Raw genomic sequence first — 26,153 nt, forward strand, 5'->3', positions numbered from 1 at the left:
AACCTTATTCTCTGTGCCGTATCCATCTGCTCACCTCATTCTAACAGTTCTGCCTTTTGATATTTTCAGTATAACCGGACAACTTTTCAAAATATATACCTAATACAAAGAATTGAATATATGTAATTCTCAATTTTCGAGGAATATTAAAAAAGACCCAGAGGGAATTATTCCCTGCTAAGCCTATTGGTTATATAGCAGTATTTTTCATATTTGCTCTGATTTACTTTTTTTGTAATTTCTTCTCTGGAAATCTTCGAACCAAGGTGCATTCCTCGTTGCTTACACATATACGCTTTCATTGTTTCTATATTCTCATCAGCACTTCCTGACTCAAGTGAGCACATTTGCGAATTGTTTTCCTCATTATTTACATGCCACACTTCCAGAGCAGAAATTTGCATATGTTTTATGCATAACTATTGTTCCATTTGAAAACTTAATATCAATATCATTTGCAGAACCATATCTAACTATTTTAGCTTTCATTCCATTTCTCATTATCTTCTCTGTCCATAACCGTTCATTTTTCAAAGTACGCCTCAGTTGCGGAATCCCAGGTTTACCTATAGCTCCGTGAATAAAATCCTCATATTTTCTATCTTTCACAATAGTGCCATCTTTAAATTTAACGGTGATATGATTTGCATCTTTTACTTCAATAATCTCCGCCTCCTCATTACCTCTGTTTTGAATTTTTTTATCCCCTATATGATTTCTTGCATAACAGGAAGGCACTGCTACACTACCTGTACTAAATCTTTCCCATCTTGTTTTTACTATTTCTCCATTATCAAACTTCACTTTGATATCATTACTCAAATTATATTCAATCACTTCTGCCATCATCCCGTTCTTCATTTGTTTTCGTAAATTTAATCTTTGATTCTTTTTTGCCAGACTTGTATCTTTGGGATGTGAAATATTTCCTTTAACAAAACTTTGATAACATTTATGATATACAATTTCTCCATCCTCGAACTGTACAGTGATATTTCGACAACTAGACATTTTAATGATTTCTGCAACCATACCATTATTCATTTTTTTCTTTTCATATAAATGAATCGTTGCACGTTTATTATTTGATACATATTCCTTTATTGTACGTTTATCTTTCTCAAAGTTTATAAACTTATCATCCTTTTTGAGAACATCTCTGACAAAGCTTTTCAGGCAACATTCCAATGAAGCTGACATAAATCTACTATCCTCTAAAATATAGTTTCTTCCACTAACACCAGAACATCCCGGTTCTCTAAAACGATAAAGTTTTATTCCCAACTTTTCAACTATTTTATTCTTTCCTTCATCATCTTTATTTTTAGTATGAGAATATTCACCATCATACTCAATCGCTATTTTCAGCTTATCATTATATAAATCAAGCTCTTTCCCTTCTAAACCAACTCTGTCAGAACGCTTTGAACGTTGTGGAATTCGAACAAACCCCAATGACTCTAAATAAAATCTTAATACCAATTCATTTTGTGATACATTTCCTCCAGAAATTGTAGGATGTGCAATACTACCGATACAAAAATCCCGCCAGGATACTCCCGTTCTTTTTCCGCCATCTTCAAACAAAATATCCATATCATGACTCCCCCTGTATTCAATAACCTCAGCAGTCAATCCATTATTCATTACCTTTTTCTCGCCAATTCGCTCTTCTCTATTTCTTGGAGCTTTAAAATGTTTTTCATAGTTGAAGTTTCCCTCAATAAAGTATCTCCAATTTTTTAACTTCATTTCTTTCCCATCACAAAATCTGATTATAAAATTTTCACAAGTACTATAACTTACAACTTGTGCCCTCTTTCCATCCCTGGATGTACTCTCTACCCCTATTCTTTCACTTGCTTTTGTTATGTATTTTCTCATTTACACGCCTGCATTCTAATTTGATAAGTGTTTCTTTCTAAAATCAAAAAATCCTGTTCTGTACACCAAAACATTATTTTTTGACTTCCTTTATTATATTTTTCTATATAAAGGAATTCCCAGAATACTTACTGCTATCACAATAAGAAATTTTCCAAATCCTGATATTGTATATTCTAGACCTCTCATACAAATAATCTGGCTTCTATTAAATTGTCTTCTCTTCATCACCGTACATGATGAATCATTGTCAAATCATATCTGTTGTCAATTTGATGTCATTTAGTTATTTCTGTTGTCAGATGAAAGTGTTCATAAGCTCTTCTTAAAATATATCCATTGTTGCAGTCAAATGTTCAAATAGTTTGTGTGTTTGACTTACTGTTTATATCTATCTTCTCCTAAATATTTTTCTAGTCATTGCAATATAAAATTGCTTATACAGTCTCTCCCTTAAGAGTCCTGGTATTCTGGATAATATACAGAGCGACCGATATGACCATCATTATAGCGCACAAACCAATCAACAGATCTGATACCATCGGTGTAATGTGGAACCATATAATATGCACCGCTGCAGTTCCATATAATAAAAAGGTTACTATCTTTCCATGCCAGTCTGCACCATGTACTTTTCCTGTCTTTCGTATCACAAGACATCCACTGACTACCATATACAGCTCCTTACCTGCCATTATTACGATTAAAAGAAACACATGCGGAAAACGAGTAAACAGACAGATTAACATCGCTGCCTGTGTCAGCTTATCAGCCACCGGATCAAGTATTTTTCCTAAATTACTAATCCTATGGAATCTTCTTGCGATATATCCATCAGCAAGATCCGTAAGACCAGACAGCAATAAGATTTCACCAGCTAACAGAGGATTTTTCTTTACACAATAACTCCATATAATTACCGGAATCAGACAAAGCCGAAAAAAAGAAAGAAGATTAGGAACCGTAATAATTCTATTCAAATTTTCTTCCTGATTCACTTCACTCTGCATGTACGGTCACCTCACTTTCCTTTTTTTTAGACATAAACCAATAAAATATAACACAAAATGCTAAAGCAAACACAACACCAAAAACATTTTGAATCACTCTAAGACTAACCGCTCCTTGTAGTCCATAAGTCTCTGCAGCAATGGCTAAAGCACCAAATGTGTTAAATACTGCCTGCCAGCCATATTGTGCTGAAAGTCCTACACCGATTCCACCAAGAATTCCTATATATGCATAGATTGACGAAGGAAGCAGAAAATATAATACTGTAAAACATATAACACCTGCAATATTTCCGACAATTCTTTTACGGACTCTGTAGTGCATATCTTCCATAAACGGCAAAATCGCGGACATGGCCGCAATACCAGCCCACATTGCACGTGGCATATTACAAAGTTCTGCAATGCAAAGGACAATCGGTACGCATAAAATCTGACATATCTGCCATTTTGTTCTGGAAGAAGTGATATCAAATTCTTGTATCAGATCTTTCAGATTTCTTTTATAAGTTCTGTTTTTATGATTTCGATAAAATACGAAGCAGGTAAGTGCTGCACCTAAAGCCATTCCGACTAATCGCATCTGATAGCTTTTTCCCGTAACATCATAACCATATAGCAGCAGATACCCAAGAACCAATGTAGATTGATTAAACATGAATGGATTATGGCATCCGAACAGAATCAACACAGCCAGTGCCGCAATATTTAACAGCATTCCCAATACCGGTGAAAACTGATTTGCTAAATGCGGACATACAGTCATAATTACAAAGAACAAAGCCAAAAGCATCGTAGATTGTCCGGTGTGGATCCCCAGATCCGCATTTCTAAACACCATGAGACATAATAAGACTACTACACCTACAATGCTGTTCTCATTTCCAAATAGGATGCTGAAAATACTAACAAAGAAAAAACAAAATGCCAATGTAACAGCTATCTTCACCAGATATACCCACATATGATATAATTTTTCTTTTAGTGTTTCACTCTTTTTCAACAGGTTTTTAGAACCTGCCTGATTTAACTGCAACTCCTGATAAAATGTCATATAAATTCTCCCATCTTCTAATTTATCTTAAAACTATATAATCTCATCTTTCTGCTTTGGCAGCTCTATAACAAATCTGCATCCACCATATTCACGGTTTTCTGCTTTGATTGTTCCTCCGGCACTATCTACAATCCGTTTTACAAGTGCAAGACCTAGGCCATTTCCTTCTGCTTTATGAGATCCATCTACCTGATAGAACTTGTCAAATATTCTGGATTTTACATCATCCTCTATTCCTGGTCCTTCATCTTCCAGAATGAACTTAACAGAATCCTGTTCTTGTTTCAGAAACATCATAATTGTCCCCTTTGAAGGGCTGAACTTAATCGCATTATCCAAAAGATTTATCCAGATATGCATAAAAAGTCCTTCATTCCCAGTATATTTAACTTCCTCCAATTCTACCTGAAAACCAATTTCTTTTTCTGTCCATTTTGTTTCCAATGAAAGAAATGCCTGGCGGATCTGTTCATCCAGACGATATTCTGTTTTTTTCATTGGTATATTCTGATTCTCTAACTTGGATAACAGCAAAATATTACCAACCAATCCGGAAAGTCTTTGGGTGTTAAATAAGATTTTTTCTACATATTCCTCTTGATCCGGAGACAGTTCTTCTCCCTGAAGCAGCATTGTATATCCTTCAATGGCATTAATCGGGGTCTTAAACTCATGAGAAACATTAGATACAAAATCCATCTGCAGCACCTCTGTTGCACGAAGTTCTTTTGTCATAACGTTAAAACTTTGATAAGATTCTCCAACTTCTGCTATACGGCTGTTCGTTTCCAAATGCTGTTCAAAATCTCCCTGAGAAACTTCCTTCATTGCTTTACTAAGTCTGGTAATTGGTTCCAGTAACTTTGCATTGATAAAGGAAGTGATCAGCCCTGCAATCAATGTATTGAAAATCAAAAGCCAGCCAAGCACAGATATGCTGCCCGGCAGATTAAAATAATGATTCAAAAAAGCAAATAATAAAGCAGATATGACTGTTGAAAATACAAGTGCCAGCCAGATTGCACCAGTCAGACAGGATCGGATCCGCAATCCTTTTTCTTTCTTTTGTTCCATTATTTTTTCACCACCTTGTATCCAATTCCACGCATTGTTACGATTTCAAAATCAGGGTTATCTTTAAAACGCTCTCTGATTCTTCCTATATGTACCTCTATCGTATGTGGGTCTGCCTCCGTCTCGTATCCCCATACTTCATCCATCAACTGTTGTTTTGTAAATGTTCTGCCTGGCGAAGCTGCAAGCTTATATAAAAGCAGGAATTCTTTTTTAGGCAAAACAAGACTTTCCTTATCAGTTGTAACCGTCATTGCATCATAATCAAACTCTGTTGAACCGATCACAATTTTGTGTTCATTCAGTATCTGTGCACGGCGAAGCAGTGCTCCAACTCTTAAAACCATTTCATTCACATTTACCGGTTTTACCATATAATCGTCACTTCCCGAAAGAAATCCCTGGCGCATATCATCAAAGGAACCTTTCGCAGTGATCATAAGTACCGGTATCTGATATCCTGCTGAACGGAGTTCCGACACCAGTTCATAACCATCCATAACCGGCATCATAATATCGGAAATGATCAGATCAATATACTCTTTATCCAATATTTCTAATGCCAGTGCTCCATCCGATGCACTTTTGACCTGATATCCATTCTTCTCAAGCACTTTTTGGAATAGCTGGCTTAATTCTTTATCATCTTCTACAATCAATATTTGAAACACGTTTTCCTTCCTCCTTATTAAAACAGATACCTTGCCCATCCAAGCAGATGCTGTACCAAAAGTACGTTTCTCTGACGCTTCTTTGTCAATTCAATTGGCTCTACATGATACGGATCACGATAGGTTCCATCTTCCAATACCTGTCGGGACACTCTTTCATATTCCATCATGCCTTCTTCCAACTGTTTATTAATCTCTTTGCTACGTATTACAAGCATCAGTTCCGTATCCAGATACGTGCTTCTCATATCCATGTTAAAGGAACCGATTACGGATAGATCATCATCAATCAGGATGCTTTTTCCGTGGTAAGAATAGCCGCCTTCATACTCCCAGATATCAATTTCTGTATTTAAAATTCTGTTTCTGTTTCTCGCATAATCAGCAGAACCAAACGGATTTCCATTGTTGGCAACCGAATTGGTCATGATAGAAAAATCCGGAACTCTCTCCGCAATCTCTTTCCATGTATTATACATCATATCATTGCAAATAATATATGGTGTATGAATTTTCACGCGCTCTTTTGCATTTTTCATTAGTTTTCCCAGTTGATACCAGACTACTGGTTCCTTGGAACCTGTGTGGATAGGATTTGACACTAATGCAATCTTTTCTGTCTCAAAAGTTTCGTCCGTGTAATCGGTATCGCAGATTCTTTCCTTATTCTCTTCAAAATATTTCTGATAGCCGTTCTGCAGCTCTAAAACTGCGTTCTTTACAGATTTTCTATTTGCCAGTTTTTTATTGTCATGAAAATAACCACTGTCTTCTTGTTCCCATATCGTTTCAAAATACTCTGACAACTGGTTAACTGAATTTTCTTTCTCAGGTTCATCGCAAACCACTAACACGTCTCTGTCATAGTTCTTATGTCCCGGAAAATCACCCAGGAAATAATTGTATGTATTTCTTCCCCCAAGAATATATCTCTTTCCATCTGCAATCAAATATTTATCATGCATTCTACCCATCATTTTCCACGGTTTCAACGGATTGGCCTTATTATACAGTTTAATTTCAACATTCTCATGGGAAGATAATCCATAGAAATACGGATTTCCTTCCATATCAATCCAGCTCTCCATTCCATCTACTAACAGACGAATATGTACACCTCTGTCTGCCGCATCATGCAGTGCTCCTAAAATCAATTTTCCACTTTCATCGGATTGAAATGCAAAAGTAGAAAGAATAATTTCCTTTTTTGCATTCTTGATCAAACGCACTCTTTGTAAAAGCGCTTCTGGATTCTTTTCTATGATTACTGCCCGTTCTGTATTTTCACTGCATTCGTTCCATGACCCATTTTTTGTTTCTTTTTTGGTTGTATTGGACACTTCCGGCTGCTTTTTATATGCAACGCAGATTCCGAGCAATTCATAAAAAGCCACACATAAAAAAATTGCCAGCATAACAAGAAGGATTTTACATATTTTATACTTTTTCATTGTACATCACCTGATTCCTTTTTATTTCATACTTATACAATACAAAGTCAATCTCAATTTAACCTCAACAAGGTTTGTTTTTTCATCAATGCAAAATCTTCTTTGTACAACAGACTGTTAGATATAGCAAAAACGGCCTTTCAAAAACAGTCAACTTCTAAATCAACTGTTTTTTGAAAGGTCGTTTCATCAGATTCTTATAGCAATCCAGCAAATAATCTCATAAATAATTGTCCCAGTCGCAAATATGCACTTCGTCCGGTTTGATATTGGTCTGTCACATCACGACATTCTCCCATCGTTCTTATCAGATCATTTTTTATTTCCACAACTGCCTGACAATCTGCCATAAAACAGCCGTTTTCAAAATGGTGATATAAACTTCGATAATCCAGATTAATTGTTCCACAAGTTGCCATAACCTGAGTTGGAAGTAACGGATAATTTCTCTCCGACCACTCCGAAACAAGCTCCGGGTGTACTTCTGCTAAACTGTTACTCATATCAAAACCTCCACTTCCTCTGTGATTAGAGTATATGAAGTTTTAGCTTTATCTTGTAGTTTGCGAATATCTGTATAAATAGAAAAAGCCCTTTGAGAAAAGGATTTCTCCTCTCTCAAAGGGCAAGTTGGCAAACTGGAATTTGGAACGTGCTTTATAAATTTTTTCCGATCCCCTCAAGTTCGTTCATGGAATCCTTGTTTTTTTCAAGTTCATCTCTGGCTGTTGCGTAATATGATTTTTTGAAAAGCATATCCCATGAAAGATATTTTGCCATACAGTCAAACTGCTTATCAATCAGCTCATACTGGATACTGTCTATGGGAGAACCGCCTACAACAATCGTGCCAACTTTTTTATTTTTTAACTGCAATCCACGGCAGTAGCACTTATCAATGATAAGTTTCAATTGTGCTGACATTCCCCACCAATAAACTGGTGTAGCAAAAAGAATCATATCTGCGGCAACAATTTTATCAATTGTAGGATTTGTATCATCCTTATCGACGCATCCCTTAGAGCATTGACAGACACCACATCCCTTGCATGGTGCAATGTTGAGTTTGTCAGGTTCAATGATTTCAATTTCATTCTTTTCTGATGCTCCTTTTATAAATGCATTGATTGCTGTCAGCGTGTTTCCTTTTCTGGCACTTCCATTAATGATTACAATTTTCATGCTTGTATCCTCCAACTTCCGATTTTTATATTAAATCCATTTATCTGCTTATTTTTCTTCACATATTTTATCAATATCTCAAAAGCACTTAATAATAAATCCGCACCCGTTTCTTTCCCGTGATCAGTGTGTCCGTAACAACTGTACTGTGTGTTCTTCTTTTGCATTGACTGCCGACAGAATCCTGTCCCGGTACATGAGCCCTCTCTGGATACTGTAAAATCCAAATCTTCTGCGTATATCATCCACCGCTGAATCCATCTTCATCTGCTTTTCACGTTTCTCCACACTTGAGAACAACTATAATGATAGTTATGTAATAAAGAATAGTACGAGCATTTTTAATTTTATCAGCTATCATAATTCTGTATGCCTCCTTCTTCCATGAGATTACAGCAAACGTAGTAGTAATGTCTATCAAAAGGCTTTTACATATTAGATAAAAGCATGTAAAATTTCTTTTACATAGCTTAATTGCGGTCTATTTAGCTTGTTTCTTGACTACTCAGGAAAAATATTTCTACCCTCGCCCCACCTGTATTTTCAGAATTTGAAAGTTTAATACCTCCACCATATTTTTCAGCCACAGTTTTTGCAAAAAATAGTCCCATCCCATAATGGGCTTCGCCATTTCTACTTGTGTCATCCATAAAAAACTGCTCTGTGCCATGCAATAATGCTTCTTTTGTAAATCCTGATCCGCTATCCTCCACAATGAATGTCAGCCGGCCATCCTGCTCCTTTGCGTCAATATAAATGATTCCATTTTCTTTTGTATGCTCCACTGCATTCTGAATCATATTCATTACGGCCCGGAACATTGGATCATAAGCAATCGTTACCTTTTTATCACTTTGTCCCGCCTTCCAATCTATTTTCTGGTGATAGATTTCTACCAGTCCGAGTGCCTGTTCCTTTATATCTGCAAAAAAATCTTCTAACCTCACCGTTGTATAGGTAACATCACTGCAATTCCATGATTTTGTGACATCTATCAACTGTTTTACATAACTTTGTATCTGTGTTGTGCCGTTCAAAACATAAGTGATATTATTCTTCTGTTCTGTGGTCAGTTCAGTCTCTGAAAGTAGTTCTGCATTTCCCCGTACAATCGTAAGAGGTGTTTTAATATCATGCGCCAAAGCAGACATCTGTTGTTTCTTTTCCTGCTCTGTTTTCCACTGCTTTTCTAAAGATTCTCGCAATGCATCTCGCATATCATCGATTGCCGATAAACAGTCATCAAACTCTTTGATACCGGAACAGGATGTCTCATATTCCAGATTTTGATCCTTTATTTGTCTGATTGCGTCTAATACAGGCTGCATCTGCTTTTTGATTCTTTTTCCAAAACGTATGGACGGAATGATGATAATCGCTACCGCTCCAATCACAGACATAATACTCATCACATTCTGTGGTCCTATAAAATGCTCCCTCAAAAAAGCTGAATGATATTGAGGTGTCAGGCGATATTGCAATACAACATATTCATTTTCCCTTACAATTACTTTATAAAAATATTTCCCGGATGCGTTTCCGTACTTTGCAACATTCCATGCTATCTGTTCGTATTGTTCTGACAGATCTCCACCTATTTTCTCTCCATTCTCTGAAAAGATTACATAATCACAAAGTGCGGGAATCATCTCAGCAGTCACTTTATCTGCACGTAGAATCGTATCATATGCTTCATTAATCTTTTGCTCTGCATAATTCGCCGGATAGATACAGCCCACACTAATCAAAAGGTACAGCAGCAGCCAAGCAACAATCACCAAACCTACTAATGATCCAAGCATGACCAGTACATATCTCATAAAAATCCAGCTGAGTGCATTGCTTCTCTTTACTCTTCCCATTTATATCCAATCCCCCAGACTGTTTTTATCGGCATATAATCATAATCCGCAAATTTTGCTCTTATATTTTTGATATGCGTGATTATAGTACTGTCATTACTCTCATTGTCAAAGCCAAAGACCGCTTCCAATATCTGTTCTTTCGAGAAAACCTGTCCTCTGTTTTTAGCCAGAAATTCACAGATTTCGTACTCTGCTTTCGTAAACGGAAGTTCTTTATCATCCATCAACAGTTTCTTTTGAGACATCTGAATGCAGACTCTCCCTAAAACCATTCGGACAGAATGTTCCCTGTGCTCTCTTCTAAGATGTGCATTGATCCTTGCTCGAAGTTCCATCACTCCAAATGGCTTTGAAATATAATCATCTGCTCCTAAAGAAAGTCCGTTTACCAGACTGTTTTCCTCCGTTTTTGCCGTAAGAAACAAAATCGGACAATCCACAAGTGCCCTGATTCTTTTGCATAATTCGAAGCCGTCAATTCCAGGCATCATAATGTCCAGTAAAATCAGGTCATAACGATGTAATTCTTCCATATTAATTTTTAGTGGATTACTTACTTTGGTAACCAGATGTCCATCCTTATTCAAAATGCTTTCTATCATTTCCAAAATTGCCGGTTCATCATCAACTGCCAGTATTTTTGCCATAGTTTCCCTCGATTCTATTCCGATATTCTGTTTCCTTCCCAGTGGTTTACCCACCAAAAATAGTATACCATACTAATCCCTGTAAATATTAAGCAACCTGGTATGAATGACAACCATTCACCTACACTAGTTTCTCCCAATACAGATTGCAGATAAGTATATGGTACTCTACCCGTCCAGCAGACAAATACATATTTCCACACATAATCTCCAAGTCCGGTAAGCATCAATGCACTAATTAGTCCTGATATAATCCCTGCTCCAATGGATACCCCTTTTCCAAACTGAAAAGCCAGAATCAGCTGCCACAGATAAAGTGGAACACTGCTTCCCCACAGCAGCAATGCTGCAAATATACATCCTTTCATGATTTCGATATCGCTTGATGCGATTCTTCCAAATCCAATTCCGAATATGATTGCTGTCAATAGGATAGAGCACAGACACAAAACCAGTAGCATCAACAGTTTCGATAAAAATGCTGCAGGTTTATCCGGTAAAGACAACAGATTTTGAAAATCACCTGCATTTTGTTCCTGTTCCATCACACTTGCTGTAAAAATTCCAATAAGTACCGGAAGTCCTGCTCCTATTGCCTGATAAAATGCAATCATTTTCATATTTTCATTCCATGGTGAAAAAAAGTAATATATTAAAAATATAACGCTGGTTATAATCGGAATCAGTAAGTGTGCCAGAATCACAGATGTTCCTTTCATCTTTCGCAAGTCTGCATTAAGAGATCTTCCAATCATCTTATTTCACCTCTCTTCTCTCAAACCATTTCAAAAACAGAACCGTTACAAAAACAAACCAGATGATTGAGAGACACATTCCCGGAACAATGACTCCCGTATCCAAAAGAGGATTCCCTGCTTCTGTGGCAAGTCCATTTGGTAAAACATGAAGTAACGGGCACATCATTCGCATAGGGATTGCAGAAACAAGTACATACCAGATTCTGGTTTGTGATATTACCACACCGCTGACGGTAATAAATAGGCAGACGAACAGGTTTACAATCATTCCAAATCGTTCACTTAAAAATAAAGCTACCGGAATCTCCCATAACTCAGAAACCGTCAGAAACAATACTGCAATCAACGCTCCTCCAACTGGAACATGTGTCGTTAGAAGAAGGCCTCCAAGCGTTGCTCCTGCAAACACAATCACATTAGAAAACAAAATCATGTACCCAATATAAATAATTTTCCCCAGCAACAATTTTCTTCTGTCTGTGGGAATAGTCATTAAATGATAGTATTTTATCTTTTTCTCCTGCGCCACAGAAAGATAACAAAATAGAGCAATCATCCCCGGCAGCAAAAGTGTATACCACCAGTTCCAAACACTTTCTGCATAAGCATTTGTCATCCCAAGAGTAAATATAAATGCCATGACAAATGTAAGAAGAGGAAATCCCCAGATAAACTTTTTTCGCATGGTTCTTTTGGCTTTTTGATGTTCTGCTTTTATAATATTAACCATGGATTTCACCTGCTTTCTGGTTTTTTCTTACCACATTCATAAACAAATCTTCAAGATTATCTCCCTGCTTTAATGCTCCTTCGTATCCTAAGATTCCACCTGAAATAATTCCGACTTTATCTGCAAGTAACTGTACCTCTGAGAGAATATGACTGGAGAGAATTACAGTGATTCCCTGTTCCGGAAAAGACCGGATCAGCTCTCGTAATTCCTCGATGCCTATTGGATCTAATCCATTCGTAGGTTCATCCAATATCAAAAGTTCCGGTTCTCCAAGCAATGCCATTGCAATGCCTAGTCTTTGCTTCATCCCCAAAGAAAACTGTCCTGCTTTCTTCTTTCCGGTGTTTGTAAGTGATACAATCTGCAAGACCTCATCAATTCTGTTTTCATCTGTACCAAGCAATAATTGTCTTACCTTCAAATTCTCTCTGGCGGAAAGATTTTCATAAATAGGCGGATTTTCAATTAACGCTCCTATTTTTGATAAATCTTTCCTATCCAAAAGTTTTCCATCAAAGTAAATCTTTCCTGCAGTTGGTTTCATCATACCGGTCAGCATTTTCAATGTGGTAGATTTACCAGCGCCATTCGGTCCAAGCAGTCCATAAATCTGTCCCTTTTCGATATTAAGTGAAACATTATTTACCGCTTTCTGTTTTCTAAAATATTTACATAGATTTTGTGTCTGTAACATCATTTCCATCTTTACTATCCTTCCTTCTATATTTCATTTCTTACTGAAATATAACCTAACAGAAAAAAATAAAGATTTGATGAAGATTTATTCCCGTATGGAATAAACCATCAATTGAATATCATTATCAGAACTCGGCTTTCCACTGAAATCAGCAAAGCTGTTACAAATACGAAGCGTGATACCCAGACTGTCCGTATCCTGCCACCCCAGACAAGTGGTTAAATCTCCCTGTGGGTCTGCATCAACAAGTAATACTTTCTTTCCCTGCATTGCAAGACCGATTCCGAGATTGACCGAAGTGGTGGTCTTTCCTACTCCGCCTTTCTGATTGCAGATGGCAATCGTTTTGCAGTTTGACACTTCTTGCGTCCTCCTTTCCTGAATATTCATAGCCCTTTCCTCGACTTTGCATTTACTTCATCAGGCTTCAATGGCAAGTTCTTCTCCGACCACTCCGAAGCAATTTCAGGGTGTGTTGTCTGCAAATCGTTAAACCCTTTCAGGAATATGTACCCACTGCAATACGGGCATTTGCTCCCACCGGAACGAGTAGAAATAAGGGTGTTCCACTCTCTTCTGCAATCCTTACACTTCCACCAAGCCTTACGATTGGCAAAGACCGTAACCTGAGTTGGAAGTAACGGATAATTTCTATCCGACCACTCGGCAGCTATACCCGGCAGAAGTGTTGCAAAGTCATTAAATCCTGCCAACACTTTATTATGAGAGCAGTACGGACAACCTGTTTTATTTATTGTCCTGCTCTTAACGGCAGCTTCCCACTCGTGTCCTTTCTCACATCTCCAAATCACTTTCTTATGAGAGCCAATAGAAACCTCTGTCGGTTTTATCTTATTCTTTTTCGACCACTGCTTTACCAATAGTGGCTCTAATGTCGCCAAATCGTTAATACCTGCAATCACTCTCGCACCGGAACATATCGGACATTTCTCTCCATTAGAACGAGCCTTAACGCTTGCCTGCCATTCATGACCGCAAGCACCTCTCCACCATACTTTTTTATTTGAACCGAAAGTAATGTCATCAGGCGTAAGCGTTAAATTCTTTTCCGACCACTCCGAAACAAGCTCCGGGTGTACTTCTGCTAAACTGTTATTCATAGCCAAACCTCAACCTCCTTGTGCTTAGAGTATATGAAGTTTTGGCTTTATCTTGTAGTTTGCGAATATCCGTATAAATAGAAAAAGCCCTTTGGGAAAGGGATTTCTCCTCTCTCAAAGGGCAAGTTGGCAAACTGGAAGTTATAGTGCAATCTTTTTCCATTTTCTAATCTTGGTTCTAAAGGTTCCGAACGGAGCAACTGTATTAACATGTATGAATTTGTATACTTCCCAGACAGCTGTTTTAGTTGCTTCGTCAGCCCATTTTCTCATATGTGGTTTAAATAATTCTTCCTCACTCAGAGAATCAATCATTACATAAATAGAGTTGATATTCTCATTCAATCTGTCTTTCAATTCTTGCAGTGACAGCTGAGCATATGTATCTGTGAACCATTGATATAATTCGCCAAGCTGATTCCACTTAAAATTATCCGAAGGAGTTTTGACAGGAATACCCTTTCTTTCGTCTGATTCCCATTTAATAACAAGAGTTGTCCAGCCAACCTGATAAGCAAGATTTTCTGCCGGAGTTCGATCGACCTCATCAATTCTCTTATCTTTTAAATGCTCCGGAATATCATTAAATTCTGAAATATACTTTGCAAAGCTTTTATTTATCTCGTTTTTAAGCTCGTCTTTATTCTCATATGTTCTCAATAGTCTATCTCCTCAGCTTCCGATTTTCCAGTTTCAAAAAAAGGATTTTTCAAATTAGTCTTTGCAAATAACCTTTGAACCTTCACCATCAATTACAATTCCCTGATGGTTGTTAATAGGGCATAGATTCAAATCCGAAAATTCAGTCATTATTTTCTCGGTAACTTTCTTAAATGGTGCTGTAAGATAATGCGGAAGAACATAGAAATCAATCAAATCAAGCCCTGCATCATCTTCTTGTGAGTAGTCCTCCGGCTTTTCATCCATTTGCTCGATATATTGGATGCTTGGAGCGCATATAATCGCACCTGCCGATTCACCAATCATCAGTTTTCCCTTTGCCAATTCTTTTTTCAACAGCTCATCCGTTCCCGTTTTACGGAGCTGGTCTATAAGGAAAAAAGAATTTCCGCCGGTAAAATATATCACATCCGCATCTTCAAAAACAGACTGTATCGTTGAATAAGCCTCCGTTGAAATATCAATTTCAGTTACGATTACTCCCAACTTTTTGAATAATTTTCGAGCCGAGCCGACATAACCGGTGTAGCCTTCACGCAGCGAAGCTGTTGGAATAAATGCGACTTTTTTATTTTCAATTTCTTCCTTTATCAGACTTCCTACACTTGAAAAGTGCGAACATAAAAACAGTTTCATCAATATTCTCCTTTATATATAAATTCTAATTTTCCAATTTAACAAATAGGAAGTTATCTATCAATTGTCCAATAATCCTTATAAACGTAACCATCTATTGTTCCAAAGCCTACTTCAAATCAAAAAGAACCTTCTCATAATCTTTTACATAATAGCGTATATTTTTGCGACCTTTTTGTACAATGGTGTGTCCTTCCGCTTCTAATTTTTCCTTTTGTGCTTCAATACCGTTTGGATATTTTTCATTGAGTTCCCCATTAGCTTTCAATGTTCTCCAATAAGGTGTTTCATCATCTGTACGCTGATAACTTGCCCACGCTGCAATAGAAACAAAAATTCCTGCTGTAATAGGCTCTGTAAAATCAGCACCATTTAACTTGGCAAAGTATTCTCGTATCTTCCCAACAGTAATTACTTTACCATAAGGAATTCTTTTCATTGCCTTATCATAATAGATTGGCGGGGCAAAATACATTCTGCTTCCACCATACTTTTCAATACTCTTTTGGTCCGTAATTGTCTGAAATTTTGGCATATCCTTATTGTCATGCAACATAGCGTTAAAATCTTTTTTATCTTCGTTCGCCATTTCTGTCACCTCCTACTTTAAGGATAGTCTATTTGTAATCCCTATGCAATGAGACTGTTTGAATATTTTTGACAACTCCCGATTTGTATTTCCATTCATTTTAGGAAATGGGCAATCCCGATTTGGAATTGCCCATTCATCGTACTAATTATGCGATTTTTTCTTACTTGCACCGATTTCTGCATCAAATGATGTAACTTTGATGTAAATCGCTGTTTTTCCAGTTTTTTATCAAATGAAGTACGTCCCGTCTATTTGGTAAAACGGTACATCTTTACATCATCTTAATAGAGCTTTGCACCTGCCGGAATTCTGTCATTTACCATCAGAAGGTTCAGTCCCTCGTGACCATCTTCCTCGTGTACTGCTGAAATCAGCATACCCTCGGAATCAATTCCCATCATCTTTCTTGGTGGCAGGTTCACGATAGCGATTGCTGTCTTACCAACCAGTTCTTCCGGCTCGTAATACTCGTGAATACCACTTAAAATCACACGGTCTTTGCGTTCTCCGTCATCTAATGTAAACTTCAAAAGCTTCTTTGACTTCGGTACTGCTTCACAAGCTAAAATCTTAACTGCACGGAAATCAGACTTACTGAATGTATCGAAATCTACCATTTCTTCAAAGATTGGCTCAATCTTCACATTAGAGAAATCAATCTTTTCAGACTCAGTTTTTACATTTTTTTCAGGTGCTTCAGAAGCTGTATTATTTACATCATTTTTCTTATTTACACCATCTAAGGACTTCATTGTCGGGAACAGCAGCACATCTCTGATCGCCTCAGCCCCTGTCAACAGCATACACATACGGTCGATACCGAATCCGATACCACCTGTAGGCGGCATACCAATTTCCAGTGCGTTCATGAAGTCTTCATCTGTTGTGTTGGCTTCATCATCACCCTGTGCAAGCAGTTCTTCCTGTGCTTTGAAACGTTCTCTCTGATCGATCGGGTCATTCAGCTCTGAGTATGCATTTGCCATTTCCCATCCGTTCATGAAGAACTCGAAACGTTCTACATAGTCCGGATTTTCCGGTTTCTTCTTTGTAAGTGGTGAAATCTCAACCGGATGATCCATAACGAATGTCGGCTGAAGAAGGTGTTCTTCTACATATTCTTCGAAGAACAGATTCAGAATATCACCTTTTTTATGTCTTTCTTCAAATTCAAGATTGTGTGCTTTCGCAAGTTCTCTTGCCTGTTCAAGAGTTTCTACTTCGTTCCAGTCAACACCTGCATATTTCTTAACAGCATCAACCATTGTGATACGCTCGAACGGCTTTCCGAGATCCATCTCGATTCCTTTATATACAATCTGAGTAGTTCCAAGAACTTCCTGTGCAACAAAACGGTACAGGTTCTCTGTCAGATCCATCATGCCATGATAGTCTGTGTATGCCTGGTAAAGTTCCATCAGAGTGAATTCCGGGTTATGTCTTGTATCAAGACCTTCGTTACGGAATACACGTCCAATCTCATATACTCTTTCCAGACCACCAACGATCAGTCTCTTCAGATAAAGTTCCAGAGAGATACGGAGCTTCAGGTCTTCGTTCAGGGCATTGAAATGTGTCTCGAACGGTCTTGCAGCTGCTCCTCCGGCATTCTGTACAAGCATCGGAGTCTCTACTTCCATAAAGCCTTCATTTCCAAGATATTTACGGATTGCGGTAAGGATCTTGGAACGTTTAATAAAAGTATCCTTTACTTCCGGGTTCATGATCAGATCCACATATCTCTGACGATAACGGGTATCTGTATTTGTCAGTCCGTGGAACTTCTCCGGAAGGATCTGCAGACTCTTTGAGAGAAGCTTTACAGCAGATGCATGAATGGAAATCTCCCCTGTCTTTGTTTTGAATACTTCTCCTTCAAGACCTACGATATCACCGATATCCATCTTCTTGAATGCTTTATATTCTTCTTCTCCGATACTGTCTCTTGCTACATAAGACTGGATATTTCCCTGTAAATCCTGCACATTACAGAAAGATGCTTTTCCCATCACACGTTTGGACATCATACGTCCTGCGAGTACAACGTGTTTTCCTTCCAGTTCATCAAAGTTGTCTTTCACTTCCTGGCTGTGATGTGTTACGTCATATTTTGTGATCTCAAAAGGATTCTGTCCGTTTGCCTGCAGTTCTGCAAGTTTCTCACGGCGCACCTTTCTTAAATGATTCAAATCCTGTTCCTGTCCATTGTTCTGCTGTGTTGCCACTTTTTTCACTCCTTCTCTCTGCTGTATACCATCTTATACTGAACGATTGATCTTCAGTACTTCGTACTCAATAACTCCTGCCTGTGTCTCAACTGCTACTACGTCTCCGACTTTCTTACCGATCAGGGCTTTTCCTACCGGAGATTCATTGGAAATCTTACCTTCCAGGCTGTTTGCTTCTGTAGAACCTACCAGCTGAAATACGATTTCCTCTTCAAATTCTTTATCATATACATCTACTGTACATCCGATGTTGATGGTATCAAGATCTACGTCATCTTCTACTACAACTTCTGCATTCTTGAGGATTTTCTCAAGTTCTTCGATACGTGCCTCGATATCACGCTGCTCGTCCTTTGCTGCATCGTACTCAGCGTTCTCTGAAAGGTCTCCCTGTTCTCTGGCTTCTTTGATCTTTCCTGCTACTTCTTTTCTTTTCACAACTTTTAAATTTTCAAGCTCATCTTCCAGTTTCTTAAGTCCTGTATAGGTGAGTAATGTTTTCTTTGCTTCCATTATAATTCTCCTTACTTACCGACAAATCATTTTCTATTCAAGCCGCAGATACTGATTTTATCCGCATTTAAAGCTACTTTCACAATTTCATTATTATACATATTTCCGGCGGCTGTGTCAACAATTCTTTGCTGGTTTAATATATGCAAAAACGCATTCTCTCATGCGAAAGAACACGTTTTATGTCTATCCGATTTTTTCCATTAAAAGGTTCTCCAGTTCTTCATAACTTTCCACCTGATTGATCTCATCTCTGAGCTTCGCAGAACCCTGCATTCCCTTGGTATACCATGCCACATGCTTGCGCATTTCACGGATTCCGATATAATCTCCCTTGAACTCGATCTGCAGTCTTGCATGACGCAGCATTGTTTCCCGGATCTGGTCTGTGCCCGGTCTTTCCGGAATGGATCCGGTCTCTTCATATGCCAGTAATTCCCTGAAGATCCATGGATTTCCCTGGCAGCCTCTTCCGATCATCACACCATCACAGCCGGTCTGCTCAAACATATCCAGTGCCTTCTGTCCGCTTGTCACATCCCCATTTCCGATTACAGGAATCTTCACTGCTTCTTTCACCTTACGGATAATCTCCCAGTCTGCATTTCCGGAGTAATACTGTTCTCTGGTCCTTCCATGTACTGCGATTGCCGCTGCACCTGCTTCTTCTGCAACCTTCGCAATCTCCGGTGCATTGATACAGGTATCGTCAAATCCTTTGCGGATCTTTATCGTCACCGGTTTCTTGATTGCTCTCGCTGTCTTATATACAATATCATAGATTCGCTTCGGATCCTTCATCAACGCCGAACCTTCTCCATTGCGCACGACCTTTGGAACCGGACAGCCCATATTGATATCCAGGATCTGAAATGGAAGTTCTTCGATCCGCTTTGCCTGCTCGGCAATGATGTCCGGATCTTCCCCGAAAAGCTGAAGTGATACCGGGTATTCTCTTGGATCGATCGCAAGCAGCGCCTTGGTATTCTTATTCTTATACCGGAGCGCCTTTGCACTGATCATTTCCATGCACAGAAGCCCTGCTCCCTGTTCCTTGCATAACAGACGAAATGGCAGGTCTGTTACCCCTGCCATCGGTGCCAGCACATAACGGTTCGGAAGCTCTACATTTCCTATCGTCAGTGTCTTTATCATTCAATCTCTTCCCCCAGAAAAAATACTTTGTAATAAAGCTGAAGCTGTGTCAGAAGCTCCTGCTTCTTCTCGTCTGTCTGAATCTCCTTGATCTTCAGACGGCTTCCGATCTCGTCAAACATCGGATCTCCCTCTGCAGAAGTCACTTCAAATTCCAGCTCCCCATTCTCCTCAAATACAAGTGTAAGGATTCCCCCGACATCATGTACATACAGCACACACATGATCTTCAATTCATCTTTGATGTGCTGTGGCAGATTATCAAAATCCGGATTCATATAAAATTTTTCTTCGTAAGAGTTGGCTCCGCATAATACGATCTTATCCTGATACATAAATTCTCCTTCTATACATACCCATAAATTCCACGTACCGAAACTTCTCCGGCAAAGACAGACTTTCTGCTGCCGTCTTCACATTCTACCTGCAATTCCCCGGTCTTGTCAATCCCCAGTGCCAGTGCATCATATTCATGTTCCGGTTCCAGTACACGCACCCGACGCCCACAGTTTACCAACAGACGGTTATAATCTTCCATGATCGGCTCCAGACTTCCCGCCTCGCAGACCGCTTCGTAGGCTTTTTCAAAATGCTCCATAATCGCAGCGATCAGCTCAAACCTGCGAAATTCTTTGCCCGCTTCGATCCGCAGTGAAGTCGCTGTCTTTGCGATATCTTCCGGAAAAGACTCCATATTGACATTGATTCCGATTCCGATCACTACATGATTGATGTAATCGATCTCTGCGCTCATCTCCGTCAGTATCCCACTGATCTTCTTTCCACTCACGACCAGATCATTCGGCCATTTGATTCCTATATCCAACTCGGTCTTTTCACGCAAAGCTTTCGTTGCCGCATATGCCATGACAAGTGTCAACATCGGTGCATCTGACGGATTCATCACAGGTCTTAACAGAATCGACATGGAAATACTGCTGCCCGCCGGTGATTGCCAGCATCTGCCGCGTCTTCCTTTTCCCGCCGTCTGCGTCTCTGCAACAAAAAGAGTTCCATCTGCACCTCCGGCCTCGCCTAGTGCTTTGGCCCGGTTATTAGTCGAATCGATCTCGTCATAATACTCCAGATTTTTCGCCATCCATTTTGTCTCCAGACAGCTTTTTATCGCATCCGCGGTAATCCGATCCGGAATATCCACAATGCGATAACCTTTGTTTCTCACGGCTTCAATCTCATAGCCTTCTTCTTTTAACTGATTGATTGCTTTCCACACAGCAGTCCTGGACACCTGAAAGTGGTCACAGAGCTGCTGCCCCGACAGATACCCATCGCTCTGCCGGAGCATCTTTAATATCTCCGCTTTCATGCTTATTATTCGTTCTCTCCTAAAGTTGCAACCATAACTGCCTTGATTGTATGCAGACGATTCTCAGCTTCATCAAATACTCTTGACTGTGGTCCTTCAAATACTTCTTCGGTAACTTCTTTTTCTTTGATCGCCGGCAGGCAGTGTGAGAAGATTGTAGTATCTTTTCCTGTACGTTCCATCAGAGCTGCATTTACCTGATATGGCTTTCCGAGACGCTCTCTTTCCTGCTCTTTCTTTTCTTCGCCCATGGAAATCCATACGTCTGTGTAAATGACATCTGCTCCCTTTACACCATCAAGGTCATCGGTGATCTCGATAGTTGCTCCGGATTCTTTTGCATATTCGTCACATCTCTTCCACAGGGATTCCGAAGTCCAGAGGGCCTTCGGTGCAACGATTGTTACATCTACTCCGATTTTGGCGCATCCTACCAGAAGGCTGTTCGCAACGTTGTTACGTCCATCTCCAAGATATGCAACCTTCAGACCTTTCAGATGTCCGAATTCTTCTTTCATGGTAAGGAGCATAGCCAGACACTGTGTCGGATGTGTGGTATCTGTCAGACCATTCCATACCGGAACTCCACTGTACTCTGCAAGTACATCTGCGTATCTTTGTTCAAATCCACGGAATTCGATTCCATCGAACATTCTTCCAAGTACACGTGCTGTATCTTCGATACTCTCTTTATCACCTAACTGGATCTCATTACCTGCAAGGTATGTCGGGATTCCACCTTCATCCTGTGCTCCTACGGTAAATGCACATCTGGTTCTTGTAGACGGCTTTTCGAAAATAAGGGCAATGTTCTTCCCTTCCAGGCAGTGTCCTTTAATTCCTGCTTTTTTCTTTGCCTTTAATTCACCTGCCAGGTCAACGAGATATTCAATCTCTGCCGGTGTATAATCTTCCAGTTTCAAAAAACTTCTTCCTTTTAAATTCATCTTGTAGTCCTTTCTCAGCTTTGCAATCGCATGGACGAATTTCGGCAGTTTTTCTTTTCCCTCATCTGTACGAGTCTCGTACTTTCTGCTCGTCTCATTCCACAGTTCATCTGCTGTATAAATATTATATTTTGGAATTCTCATGAGCTTCGCACTTGCCTCCAGCATTCCATAGAACAACTCTCTGTCTGAACAGCCGATCGGCAACTTGAGTTTGAAACGATATTCCGTCTTTTCAAGTTCGCTCAAAAGCTTCATTATTTCTACATAATAACACTCTTCTCGTGTTTCTTCAATATAGTAAATCGATCCAGTGAGCCCGTAAAGCGCTCTTTTTGCATCATAATAGCCAATTTTCAAATTCTGTCTGCTCCGCTTTGCCGAAAATTCGAGAATACTGCCAAGTCCTACTCTCGGTTCGATCTCCAGCAGAGAGCCGTCTTCCGGAATCGTCGTCTTCGGCACTCTTCCCGGACCAAAGATCCTTACCTGGATCAGATCCTTATATCCCCTTTTTAGAAGAGACGCGGTCGGCACATTATTGACCGCACCACCATCAATATATGTCTTGCCGTGCAGCGGTTCATTTTTAAATCCAAGCAGATATGCGCTGGCAAGAAGAAAATCCTCCAGAAGACCTTCCGGTATATCTTCAATACTCAGATCAAGTTCCTTCATATCCGATACAGAAAATGTCAAAAGGCAGAATTCTTTTCCGCATTTCCTGATCTTTTCTTCGTCTACAACCTCATGGATCAATTCCTTAAGCGGTGTAATATCAATTCCACCATCTGCAAGCTTCTTCCAGAGACCTTTCAAAATCTCTCTTATGGATGCCTCTCCATCAAAGAACTGTTCCATCAACTCATCATCCACATCCATAACACGGGAAAATGCCATCTCTTTCCAGATATGTCCTGCTTTCTCCAGATCTCCCATACAAACAAGGGCGCCATTCAGGGCGCCCACAGAAGTACCCGCTACTGCACTGATCTTCACACCAGCTTCCGAAAGAGCCCGCCACGCACCGATCTGATACGCACCTCTGGCTCCTCCTCCATCGAATACCAATCCATATTCTTTATTTAAATCGATTATCGGTTTCATCAAATCACACTCTCCTTTGCGCTTGATTTCCCCTCATCACTACCGTCGCTGTCTTGCCGCCTCGAACATCAGAACCGAAGATGCAACCGCCGCATTCAGTGATTCTACCTCTCCACACATCGGAATCTTGATATAACACTCTGCTACATCTGCCACTTCATCCCGAAGTCCGTTACCCTCATTTCCAATTAAAAATGCTGTCCCTCTTGTGTAATCCTCCTGATCGTAGCTGTTCTTTCCTTTCAAATGTGCCGCATAGGAATGAATCCCGGCTTCTGCAAGTACTTCCAGAGTTTCTGGCAAATGCTCTACATACACAAACGGCATTCGGTAAACCGATCCCATCGTTGAACGGATCACCTTGGGATTGTAAATATCCACACAGTCGTGACTCATGATCACGCCGGTTACGCCTGCCGCTTCCCCTGCACGGAGAATGGTTCCCAGGTTTCCCGGATCCTGCAGATTATCCAGCACCATCAGAAGCGGTTTCCTTCCCTGCGCGTCCAGATCCAGCATCTCACATATCTCACAGCTCCTCTGCTTCATCACAAGCAGGATCCCCTGTGGTGTCTTTGTATCTGACACGTGGGAAAATACATGATCTGACAGGATTTCCAGCTGTCTTCCCCATGCCGAAAGTCCCAGCTCTTCTCCATATCGGCTGTAAAACTGCTCCGATACATAAACCTCTCTCACCTGCGCACGCGGAGCTTCCCGGTACATCCGGATCCCTTCTACGATATAGACCCCTTCTTCATCACGTGCCTTTCTCTTTTTCTGCCATGTAACAAGCTGTTTTACCCTGGCATTTCCTGTACTGGTTATCATACTGTAATCTCTTTCCTTTTATTCTTTTTCATTACATCTTGAAACGATATCCCACACCCCAGATTGTCTCAATATACTGTGGGTTTGAGGTATCATATTCAATTTTCTCACGGATTTTCTTGATGTGCACAGTTACCGTTGCGATATCTCCGATGGATTCCATATCCCAGATCTCGCTGAAAAGTTCATCCTTGGTATATACATGGTTCGGATGACTGGCAAGGAAGGTCAGAAGATCAAACTCTTTTGTTGTAAAATTCTTCTCCACTCCGTTTACCCACACTCGGCGTGCAGTGGTATCAATCTTAAGTCCACGGATCTCGATCACCTTATTCTCTTCCACGGCACTTCCGATCAGCCGCTCATAACGTGCCAGATGTGCTTTTACCCTTGCCACCAGCTCGCTTGGACTAAACGGCTTGGTCATATAGTCATCAGCCCCAAGTCCGAGTCCTCTGATCTTGTCGATATCATCTTTTTTCGCAGATACCATGATGATCGGTGTATTCTTTTCCGCACGAACCTTACGACAAATCTCAAAGCCATCCACGCCCGGAAGCATCAGATCCAGGATCACCAGATCAAAATCACCGAAAAGCGCCTTATCAAGCCCTGTCTGTCCATCATTTGCAACCTCTACTTCAAATCCACTCAGCTCCAGATAATCTTTCTCCAGATCTGCAATACTCTCTTCGTCTTCTACAATTAAAATCTTACTCATTTATCGGTACCTCCTGATATTTTCTGATTACAAAATACATCACTGTGCCAACACCTTCCCGGCTGGTCGCCCAGATTTTGCCACCGTGATCTTCAATGATCTTCTTCACGATCGAAAGACCGATTCCGCTTCCGCCCTTGGATGAATTCCTTGAAGCATCCGTCCGGTAGAACCGGTCAAATATATTCGGCAGATCTTTCGCTGCGATTCCTTTTCCGTTATCCTCAAGCTCTACCTGAATAAAATCACCTACGTCTTTTACCCGCAGATTGATCAGCCCGTGCTCTCGTTCCATGTATTTCAAAGAATTGCTGACAATGTTGTTGATCACTCTCTTTAACTGTTCCGGATCTGCAATGATCTTCTGATCACCCTCTACATAATTGAAATAACCAAATTCTACATTCTTTGAATCCAGCTCCATCTCAATATCTTCGGCACAGTCATTGAAATAATCGTTGACTGAAAGCGGTGCAAAGTTGTACGGGATCCGGTTTGTATCGATCTTCGCATATAAGGTCAGTTCGTTGATCAGCGTATCCATCTCATTCGCCTTATTATAAATGGTTCCGATATATTTTTCCATCTTCTCCGGCGTATCTGCAACCCCGTCACGGATTCCTTCCACATAGCCCTTGATCGCTGTGATCGGCGTCTTTAAGTCATGGGAAATATTGCTGATCAGTTCTTTGCTTTCCCGGTCACTCTTCAGCTTCTCCTCTGCATTATCTCTCAGACGGATCCGCATCTTTTCAAATGCCTGCATCAGCCGTCCCATCTCATCATCTTTTTCCGGCTTGATCTCAAAATTCAGATTGCCTTCTTCTACGTTCTGCGCTGCTTCCTGCAACTTGTGAATCGGACTGATGATACTTCCATAAATCCACACCATCATGATCATCGCTGTAAATGCCAGAATCAGGACTACTGCGATACATGCGCTTATAATAAACTGCTGGATCTCCGGCATATCTCCCAGCACTCTGATGGATTTTGCAAAATCTTTATATTCCTCACCGGTAATTCCATAAGTATGCTCGATGACTCCGATCTGATAACGCGCAATTCCAAAAATAAATGCCGTTGTCAGGATAGTCGGTATCATGATCATCGTCACAAAAGAAATCACCAGTTTCGTCCTTAGTTTCATGCTATATTCATCCTCCATTCATCGTGCACGCCCGGTTATGAGGTCCGTATGGCGCTCACGCAAGTCTGCCTGATAACTAATAGCATATCATAAAAACGGGTGCTTCACATCAAAG

The 26,153-nt window shown here is 39.9% G+C and carries 26 protein-coding genes and 2 pseudogenes; all 28 read right to left on the reverse strand.

Annotated elements, in window-relative coordinates; translation table 11 throughout:
- Positions 1-366 precede the first annotated feature (366 nt).
- Complete coding sequence (locus tag PGW42_RS05335) at positions 367-1,884, reverse strand: hypothetical protein (protein ID WP_117824752.1); 1,518 nt, start codon at positions 1,882-1,884, stop codon at positions 367-369.
- A 437-nt stretch (positions 1,885-2,321) separates the two neighbouring features.
- The gene (locus PGW42_RS05340) at positions 2,322-2,894 is read right to left on the reverse strand and encodes a CDP-alcohol phosphatidyltransferase family protein (protein ID WP_117834787.1); all 573 of its coding nucleotides are present in this window, start codon (positions 2,892-2,894) and stop codon (positions 2,322-2,324) included.
- Entirely contained in the window at positions 2,884-3,948 is a 1,065-nt protein-coding gene (locus PGW42_RS05345) for an FUSC family protein (protein ID WP_117558430.1), read from the reverse strand. The genes PGW42_RS05340 and PGW42_RS05345 overlap by 11 nt, the downstream gene beginning before the upstream one ends.
- A 33-nt stretch (positions 3,949-3,981) precedes the next feature.
- Positions 3,982-5,025 (reverse strand): sensor histidine kinase, encoded by a 1,044-nt coding sequence (locus tag PGW42_RS05350; RefSeq protein ID WP_117558428.1) that lies wholly within the window; start codon positions 5,023-5,025, stop codon positions 3,982-3,984.
- On the reverse strand, positions 5,025-5,735 hold the full coding sequence (locus PGW42_RS05355) for a response regulator transcription factor (protein ID WP_044024695.1): 711 nt from the start codon (positions 5,733-5,735) through the stop codon (positions 5,025-5,027). Before PGW42_RS05355 ends, PGW42_RS05350 begins: the two co-directional genes overlap by 1 nt.
- Positions 5,714-7,147, reverse strand: a complete 1,434-nt coding sequence (locus PGW42_RS05360; protein ID WP_270204058.1) for a phospholipase D family protein — start codon at positions 7,145-7,147, stop codon at positions 5,714-5,716. The genes PGW42_RS05355 and PGW42_RS05360 overlap by 22 nt, the downstream gene beginning before the upstream one ends.
- Before the next feature lie 197 nt (positions 7,148-7,344).
- A pseudogene (locus PGW42_RS05365) lies at positions 7,345-7,566 on the reverse strand (cardiolipin synthase); the annotation flags it as partial.
- Positions 7,567-7,804: 238 nt separating this feature from the next.
- Complete coding sequence (locus PGW42_RS05370; RefSeq protein WP_270203726.1) at positions 7,805-8,329, reverse strand: flavodoxin family protein; 525 nt, start codon at positions 8,327-8,329, stop codon at positions 7,805-7,807.
- A gap of 123 nt (positions 8,330-8,452) precedes the next feature.
- The gene (locus PGW42_RS05375) at positions 8,453-8,596 is read right to left on the reverse strand and encodes a hypothetical protein (protein ID WP_173690791.1); all 144 of its coding nucleotides are present in this window, start codon (positions 8,594-8,596) and stop codon (positions 8,453-8,455) included.
- Positions 8,597-8,814: 218 nt separating this feature from the next.
- Complete coding sequence (locus PGW42_RS05380; protein WP_005330846.1) at positions 8,815-10,191, reverse strand: sensor histidine kinase; 1,377 nt, start codon at positions 10,189-10,191, stop codon at positions 8,815-8,817.
- A complete protein-coding gene (locus PGW42_RS05385; RefSeq protein WP_015512795.1) occupies positions 10,179-10,841 on the reverse strand; it encodes a response regulator transcription factor in 663 nt (220 codons plus the stop codon). Before PGW42_RS05385 ends, PGW42_RS05380 begins: the two co-directional genes overlap by 13 nt.
- A gap of 14 nt (positions 10,842-10,855) precedes the next feature.
- Positions 10,856-11,596, reverse strand: a complete 741-nt coding sequence (locus tag PGW42_RS05390) for a lantibiotic immunity ABC transporter MutG family permease subunit (RefSeq protein ID WP_195502160.1) — start codon at positions 11,594-11,596, stop codon at positions 10,856-10,858.
- Between the two features lies 1 nt (position 11,597).
- Positions 11,598-12,329: a lantibiotic immunity ABC transporter MutE/EpiE family permease subunit gene (locus PGW42_RS05395; protein WP_270203725.1), complete on the reverse strand. Its 732-nt coding sequence runs from the start codon at positions 12,327-12,329 to the stop codon at positions 11,598-11,600.
- Positions 12,322-13,035, reverse strand: a complete 714-nt coding sequence (locus tag PGW42_RS05400) for a lantibiotic protection ABC transporter ATP-binding protein (RefSeq protein WP_005609481.1) — start codon at positions 13,033-13,035, stop codon at positions 12,322-12,324. The genes PGW42_RS05395 and PGW42_RS05400 overlap by 8 nt, the downstream gene beginning before the upstream one ends.
- Positions 13,036-13,200: 165 nt before the next feature.
- Positions 13,201-13,389: pseudogene (locus PGW42_RS05405) on the reverse strand (ParA family protein); the annotation flags it as partial.
- A gap of 26 nt (positions 13,390-13,415) precedes the next feature.
- Positions 13,416-14,150 (reverse strand): zinc-ribbon domain-containing protein, encoded by a 735-nt coding sequence (locus PGW42_RS05410; protein ID WP_270203724.1) that lies wholly within the window; start codon positions 14,148-14,150, stop codon positions 13,416-13,418.
- A gap of 141 nt (positions 14,151-14,291) precedes the next feature.
- On the reverse strand, positions 14,292-14,810 hold the full coding sequence (locus tag PGW42_RS05415; RefSeq protein WP_055264514.1) for a ClbS/DfsB family four-helix bundle protein: 519 nt from the start codon (positions 14,808-14,810) through the stop codon (positions 14,292-14,294).
- 54 nt (positions 14,811-14,864) lie between these two features.
- A complete protein-coding gene (locus PGW42_RS05420; RefSeq protein ID WP_270203723.1) occupies positions 14,865-15,467 on the reverse strand; it encodes a Type 1 glutamine amidotransferase-like domain-containing protein in 603 nt (200 codons plus the stop codon).
- 109 nt (positions 15,468-15,576) lie between these two features.
- Complete coding sequence (locus PGW42_RS05425; RefSeq protein ID WP_177586208.1) at positions 15,577-16,056, reverse strand: MGMT family protein; 480 nt, start codon at positions 16,054-16,056, stop codon at positions 15,577-15,579.
- A 284-nt stretch (positions 16,057-16,340) separates the two neighbouring features.
- Positions 16,341-18,284: a lysine--tRNA ligase gene (gene lysS, locus PGW42_RS05430; RefSeq protein ID WP_270203722.1), complete on the reverse strand. Its 1,944-nt coding sequence runs from the start codon at positions 18,282-18,284 to the stop codon at positions 16,341-16,343.
- Between the two features lie 33 nt (positions 18,285-18,317).
- Complete coding sequence (gene greA, locus PGW42_RS05435) at positions 18,318-18,800, reverse strand: transcription elongation factor GreA (protein ID WP_008370118.1); 483 nt, start codon at positions 18,798-18,800, stop codon at positions 18,318-18,320.
- 186 nt (positions 18,801-18,986) lie between these two features.
- Positions 18,987-19,955, reverse strand: coding sequence for a tRNA dihydrouridine synthase DusB (gene dusB / locus PGW42_RS05440; protein WP_270203721.1), 969 nt, complete (start codon positions 19,953-19,955; stop codon positions 18,987-18,989).
- On the reverse strand, positions 19,952-20,290 hold the full coding sequence (locus PGW42_RS05445) for a DUF6145 family protein (RefSeq protein WP_008370111.1): 339 nt from the start codon (positions 20,288-20,290) through the stop codon (positions 19,952-19,954). The genes dusB and PGW42_RS05445 overlap by 4 nt, the downstream gene beginning before the upstream one ends.
- Before the next feature lie 11 nt (positions 20,291-20,301).
- A complete protein-coding gene (locus PGW42_RS05450; protein ID WP_008370109.1) occupies positions 20,302-21,282 on the reverse strand; it encodes a biotin--[acetyl-CoA-carboxylase] ligase in 981 nt (326 codons plus the stop codon).
- A gap of 5 nt (positions 21,283-21,287) precedes the next feature.
- Positions 21,288-23,336 (reverse strand): ornithine carbamoyltransferase, encoded by a 2,049-nt coding sequence (gene argF, locus PGW42_RS16090; protein ID WP_270203720.1) that lies wholly within the window; start codon positions 23,334-23,336, stop codon positions 21,288-21,290.
- Between the two features lie 39 nt (positions 23,337-23,375).
- Entirely contained in the window at positions 23,376-24,167 is a 792-nt protein-coding gene (locus PGW42_RS05460; protein ID WP_270203719.1) for a TrmH family RNA methyltransferase, read from the reverse strand.
- A 31-nt stretch (positions 24,168-24,198) separates the two neighbouring features.
- Positions 24,199-24,888 (reverse strand): response regulator transcription factor, encoded by a 690-nt coding sequence (locus tag PGW42_RS05465; RefSeq protein ID WP_008370100.1) that lies wholly within the window; start codon positions 24,886-24,888, stop codon positions 24,199-24,201.
- Positions 24,881-26,038: a sensor histidine kinase gene (locus PGW42_RS05470; RefSeq protein ID WP_055249057.1), complete on the reverse strand. Its 1,158-nt coding sequence runs from the start codon at positions 26,036-26,038 to the stop codon at positions 24,881-24,883. Before PGW42_RS05470 ends, PGW42_RS05465 begins: the two co-directional genes overlap by 8 nt.
- Positions 26,039-26,153 lie beyond the last annotated feature (115 nt).

Source organism: Coprococcus sp. TM115-187 (assembly GCF_027679115.1).
Taxonomy (GTDB): Bacteria; Bacillota; Clostridia; order Lachnospirales; family Lachnospiraceae; genus Allocoprococcus; species Allocoprococcus comes.

Coding starts and splice junctions, on each gene's coding strand:
- PGW42_RS05335 (WP_117824752.1), bottom strand. CDS start 1,884: ATGAGAAAATACATAACAAAAGCAAGTGAAAGAATAGGGGTAGAGAGT.
- PGW42_RS05340 (WP_117834787.1), bottom strand. CDS start 2,894: ATGCAGAGTGAAGTGAATCAGGAAGAAAATTTGAATAGAATTATTACG.
- PGW42_RS05345 (WP_117558430.1), bottom strand. CDS start 3,948: ATGACATTTTATCAGGAGTTGCAGTTAAATCAGGCAGGTTCTAAAAAC.
- PGW42_RS05350 (WP_117558428.1), bottom strand. CDS start 5,025: ATGGAACAAAAGAAAGAAAAAGGATTGCGGATCCGATCCTGTCTGACT.
- PGW42_RS05355 (WP_044024695.1), bottom strand. CDS start 5,735: ATGGGCAAGGTATCTGTTTTAATAAGGAGGAAGGAAAACGTGTTTCAA.
- PGW42_RS05360 (WP_270204058.1), bottom strand. CDS start 7,147: ATGAAAAAGTATAAAATATGTAAAATCCTTCTTGTTATGCTGGCAATT.
- PGW42_RS05370 (WP_270203726.1), bottom strand. CDS start 8,329: ATGAAAATTGTAATCATTAATGGAAGTGCCAGAAAAGGAAACACGCTG.
- PGW42_RS05375 (WP_173690791.1), bottom strand. CDS start 8,596: ATGAAGATGGATTCAGCGGTGGATGATATACGCAGAAGATTTGGATTT.
- PGW42_RS05380 (WP_005330846.1), bottom strand. CDS start 10,191: ATGGGAAGAGTAAAGAGAAGCAATGCACTCAGCTGGATTTTTATGAGA.
- PGW42_RS05385 (WP_015512795.1), bottom strand. CDS start 10,841: ATGGCAAAAATACTGGCAGTTGATGATGAACCGGCAATTTTGGAAATG.
- PGW42_RS05390 (WP_195502160.1), bottom strand. CDS start 11,596: ATGATTGGAAGATCTCTTAATGCAGACTTGCGAAAGATGAAAGGAACA.
- PGW42_RS05395 (WP_270203725.1), bottom strand. CDS start 12,329: ATGGTTAATATTATAAAAGCAGAACATCAAAAAGCCAAAAGAACCATG.
- PGW42_RS05400 (WP_005609481.1), bottom strand. CDS start 13,035: ATGGAAATGATGTTACAGACACAAAATCTATGTAAATATTTTAGAAAA.
- PGW42_RS05410 (WP_270203724.1), bottom strand. CDS start 14,150: ATGAATAACAGTTTAGCAGAAGTACACCCGGAGCTTGTTTCGGAGTGG.
- PGW42_RS05420 (WP_270203723.1), bottom strand. CDS start 15,467: ATGAAACTGTTTTTATGTTCGCACTTTTCAAGTGTAGGAAGTCTGATA.
- PGW42_RS05425 (WP_177586208.1), bottom strand. CDS start 16,056: ATGGCGAACGAAGATAAAAAAGATTTTAACGCTATGTTGCATGACAAT.
- greA (WP_008370118.1), bottom strand. CDS start 18,800: ATGGAAGCAAAGAAAACATTACTCACCTATACAGGACTTAAGAAACTG.
- dusB (WP_270203721.1), bottom strand. CDS start 19,955: ATGATAAAGACACTGACGATAGGAAATGTAGAGCTTCCGAACCGTTAT.
- PGW42_RS05445 (WP_008370111.1), bottom strand. CDS start 20,290: ATGTATCAGGATAAGATCGTATTATGCGGAGCCAACTCTTACGAAGAA.
- PGW42_RS05450 (WP_008370109.1), bottom strand. CDS start 21,282: ATGAAAGCGGAGATATTAAAGATGCTCCGGCAGAGCGATGGGTATCTG.
- argF (WP_270203720.1), bottom strand. CDS start 23,336: ATGAAACCGATAATCGATTTAAATAAAGAATATGGATTGGTATTCGAT.
- PGW42_RS05460 (WP_270203719.1), bottom strand. CDS start 24,167: ATGATAACCAGTACAGGAAATGCCAGGGTAAAACAGCTTGTTACATGG.
- PGW42_RS05465 (WP_008370100.1), bottom strand. CDS start 24,888: ATGAGTAAGATTTTAATTGTAGAAGACGAAGAGAGTATTGCAGATCTG.
- PGW42_RS05470 (WP_055249057.1), bottom strand. CDS start 26,038: ATGAAACTAAGGACGAAACTGGTGATTTCTTTTGTGACGATGATCATG.